This window comes from Bacteroidales bacterium, from assembly GCA_021157585.1.
GTDB lineage: Bacteria > Bacteroidota > Bacteroidia > Bacteroidales > UBA12170 > UBA12170.
Genome location: JAGGWH010000071.1, coordinates 1 through 4,288, shown reverse-complemented (window position 1 = coordinate 4,288; position 4,288 = coordinate 1). Strand labels below are relative to the sequence as shown.

Annotated in this window: 3 protein-coding genes; all 3 read left to right on the top strand. The window is 34.6% G+C overall.

Going from position 1 to position 4,288, the window contains the following annotated elements; all coding sequences use genetic code 11:
• On the top strand, positions 1–1,310 hold a 1,310-nt coding region (locus J7K39_04670; GenBank protein MCD6179175.1), incomplete at its 5' end, for a tail fiber domain-containing protein.
• A 271-nt stretch (positions 1,311–1,581) separates the two neighbouring features.
• Complete coding sequence (locus J7K39_04665; protein MCD6179174.1) at positions 1,582–3,486, top strand: AMP-binding protein; 1,905 nt, start codon at positions 1,582–1,584, stop codon at positions 3,484–3,486.
• Positions 3,487–3,561: 75 nt separating this feature from the next.
• A complete protein-coding gene (locus J7K39_04660; protein MCD6179173.1) occupies positions 3,562–4,206 on the top strand; it encodes an FkbM family methyltransferase in 645 nt (214 codons plus the stop codon).
• Positions 4,207–4,288 lie beyond the last annotated feature (82 nt).

Sequence of the window (4,288 nt, the reverse complement as noted above, 5' to 3'; positions counted from 1 at the left end):
TTACAGAGTCGGATCCTATTTTTGTTGCAGCTCCAGCTTATGGTATTACAGATGACGATATTTCTAATTGGGATGCTGCAGGTGGAGATGAAACAGACCCTGTTTATTCTGCTTGGGACAAATCCAGCGGCATTTCAATAACAGAGAGTCAGATTTCTGATTTTGGATCTTACGAAACAGTGTTTTCAAAAAATACTGCATTCAATAAGGATTTTGGAGCTGCTGCAGGAACTGTAGCAGAAGGTAATGATTCTCGTATAGTAAACGGTCAGACTGCTTACAGTTGGGGCGATCATAGTACTGTTGGATATTTGACCACTGAATCTAATAATACCCTTGATAAAGCATACGATCAAGGAGGTGCCGGATCGGGAAATACAATAACGGCTGATGCTGGTGCACTTACTATTGACGGTACGGATGGAATTATTTCTACAGGTAGCGTTACTTCAGGAACAGCATTAGCAGTTTCGGGAGCGGGAACTCGTTTAATTTGGTATCCAAAAAAATCTGCTTTTAGAGCAGGTTTTGTTAGTGGAACAGAGTGGGACGAAGCTAATATTGGATATTATACAACTGCTTTAGGTTATAAAGTTAGTGCTACTGCCGATTATTCAACAGCAATTGGTAATACAGCTACTGCATCGGGAGAATATGCAACTGCAATTGGTTATAAAATAACAGCAAGCGGACCAAATTCAACAGCTCTTGGGAATTACGTAAGTACAGGTTCTGTTAATGGTTCCTTTGCTATAGGAGACAATAGTACAACATCTGTTATGACAACTTCTACAGCAAACCAAATGAATATGCGATTTAATGGAGGATACAACCTTTATTCAAATGCAGCTGCTGACGTTGGTGTTTTTCTTGCTGCAAATGGAAATAGCTGGTCTTCTATCTCTGACTCTACTAAAAAGGAAAATATTATTTCTGCTGATGGAGAATACTTTTTATCAAGTATTAGCAAGATGAAAATAGGATCGTGGAACTACAAAGCTCAAAACAGCAAAATTCGTCATTACGGACCTATGGCACAAGATATTTTCTATTACTTTGGAAACGATGGTGTGGGTATTATTGGAAATGATACAACTCTTTCCTCTGCCGATATTGATGGTATTATGATGATTTCCATTAAAGCTTTAGAAAAGAGAACTCAAAACACAACGGAACTAAATAATAGAGTTACCGAACTTGAAGTTTCTTTGGATAAACTCACAGCAAAACTAGATGAACAAACCGCTTTAATAAAAGCGCAACAAGAGTTACTTGAGGCTTATCGTAAGGAGTTAGAGGATTTAAAGTAAAATAAATATATACAATTTCAAAAGCCGGGCAAAAATGCTCGGCTTTATTTTTTACAAAAAAATAAAATGTTTTATTCTGTATAAGCTGTCTATTAAATGATGATTTACAACTAAGATATCATTTGAAATACTACAAACAAAAGATACACTTTAATTCAAAATATATGTTATTTGAATAAATATACTAAATTTATCGCATAAAAATGAATGCTTAAGACATAAAATTGTTTATAAATTTTTGTTTTATAAAGTATTACAACAAAACTAAATTATGAGAACAATACCGGGATTATTTGAAGAGAGCGTAAAAAAATATGCTGACCTTCCTTTTTTATGGGAAAAGAAAACTACCCAATTTGAAAGTTTAAGTTATAAAGAAACAAGAGAACAAGTTTATAATTTAGCGGCAGGATTTAATACTATTGGTATCCAAAAAGGTGAGCGTATAGCATTGATTTCGGAAGGGCGCAATGCGTGGGTTATCAGTGAGTTAGCTATGCTGTATCGTGGAATAGTCAACGTTCCCTTATCTATTAAGCTTGAGCCTTTTGAATTAGAGTTTCGTATAAATCATGCTCAATGTCGTAGTCTTATAGTTTCTAAAAATCTTTTACCTAAAATTGAAGCCATAAAAAGCAAACTCGATGGTATAGAAAAAATAATTTTACTTGATGAAAAAGAAGCTTATGCAGCAGATGAAATTTATATTGGTGAAATAGCCAAAAAAGGCGAAAATTATCTTGCGGAAAATATTGATGCAAAAGAAAATCTTGCAAAAGGAATAGAAGAGGGTACTTATGCTAATATTTGTTATACCTCCGGGACTACTGCAGATCCAAAAGGAATTATCCTTTCGCATTTGAACTATTATGCCAATGTTGAACAAGCCAGTAGTTTAATGAATATTCCTCCATCTTATAAAACTTTAATAATACTTCCTCTCGATCACTCTTTTGCGCATACAGCCGGAATATATACTTTTATGAAATTCGGGGCGAGTTTAGCTACCGTTCAAACAGGAAAAACAGGGCCTGAAACTCTTAAGAATATCCCAATCAACATTAAAGAAATTAAACCTCATATTATGATGAGTGTACCTGCTTTAGCACGTAATTTTAAGAAAAATATTGAAAACGGGATAAAAGCAAAAAGTCCAACTATTCAAAAGCTTTTTAATCATGCTATGAAAACAGCTTATGATTATAACAGCTTAGGATTTGACAAAGGAAAAGGATTTAAAATTTTAAAAAAACCTTTGCTTTGGATCTATGATAAAATTCTATTTACCAAGATTAGAGAGGGCTTTGGTGGGAATATGAAATTTTTTATCGGTGGAGGAGCCTTACTCGATCTTGATATTCAGAAATTTTTCTATGCCGTTGGTATGCCTATGTATCAAGGCTATGGATTATCCGAAGCCTCTCCCGTTATTTCTTCTAATGCGGAACATCGTCATAAAATGGGGTCGTCGGGTTTTTTAGTTGATAATTTAGAACTTAAAATATGTGATGATGAAGGGAATGAACTTCCTAAAGGCGAAAAAGGCGAAATCGTAGTTAAAGGAGAAAATGTAATGGTTGGATACTGGCGTAACGAAAAAGCAACAGCAGAAACCTTACGTGATGGTTGGCTTTATACCGGTGATTTAGGCTATATGGATGCCGATGATTTCCTATATGTTTTAGGTCGCTATAAAAGTTTGTTAATTGGTCACGATGGCGAAAAATATAGTCCTGAAAGTATTGAAGAAGCTTTAATGGAGCAATCGCCTTATATAGAACAATGTATGTTACATAACGACCAAGATCCTTATACCATTGGATTAATCTTCCCAAACAAAGAAGCCTTGAAAAAAGAAGTCAAAGCTCGTGGTTTTGATTATATCTCTACAGAAGGAAAGCAAGAAGCACTAAATATTTTACAAGAAGAGATTGATCATTATAAAACCAGAGGAAAACATGCTGGCATGTTCCCTGAACGCTGGTTACCATCAACTTTTGCGGTTTTAGACGAAGGTTTTAGTGAAGCTAATCATATGGTAAATAGTACGATGAAAATTGTTAGGGGAAAAATTAATGAGGCGCATGCCGATAAGCTAAGTTTCTTGTATCAACCCGAAGCAAAAAACTTACACCATTCTGTAAATATGGAAACTATGCAAAAATTATTTGCTTAGATGATCAAAAATATACTTCGTGAGATTCTCTTCTTTTTGAGACTCGACATCACTAAAAATTTGACCTACGATAGAATGAGCAGGAAATTAATTCGGCAATATGTAGGTGCTGATGATAATTGCGTTGATGTGGGTGCTCATAAAGGAGAGTTCTTGAAGTATTTTACAAAGCAAGCGCCACAAGGTAAACACTTAGCTTTTGAACCTATTCCTCAGTTTTATACCGATTTAAAACGTCGATGGGGAAAACACGTACTCGTTTATCCTTACGCTTTGTCAGATACTTCGGGAAAAAGTGAATTTCAGTGGGTAAAAAATGCTCCGGCATATAGCGGATTAAAACGAAGGAAATATGCTGTGCAAAATCCTGATATTAAAGTTATTACAGTAGAAACAAAGCGTTTAGACGATTTTCAAGACTTGGAATCTTCTATTCGCTTTATAAAAATTGATGTGGAAGGTGCAGAGTTTTTGGTTTTAAAAGGGGCTAAGGAAATTTTAAAAAAAGACCGCCCTTTTGTGCTTTTTGAATTTGGATTGGGGGCTAGCGATTATTATCAAAACACAGCAAAAGAATTGTTTCAATTTTTTGAACTTTTAGATTACAAGCTGTTCAACTTAAAAGATATTCTTCAAGGAAGAAAAGCTTTAACACTTTCCGCTTTTGAAAATCATTATAAAAACAATTTGGAATATTATTTTTTGGCAGCCCCTAAATAAAATCAATAAACTATGCCTTTTTTATAAACTCACATATCCAATCGCCCACTTCAGACGTAGAATACGCTTTTTTATCTCCAGA

Coding starts and splice junctions, on each gene's coding strand:
- J7K39_04665 (MCD6179174.1), top strand. CDS start 1,582: ATGAGAACAATACCGGGATTATTTGAAGAGAGCGTAAAAAAATATGCT.
- J7K39_04660 (MCD6179173.1), top strand. CDS start 3,562: ATGAGCAGGAAATTAATTCGGCAATATGTAGGTGCTGATGATAATTGC.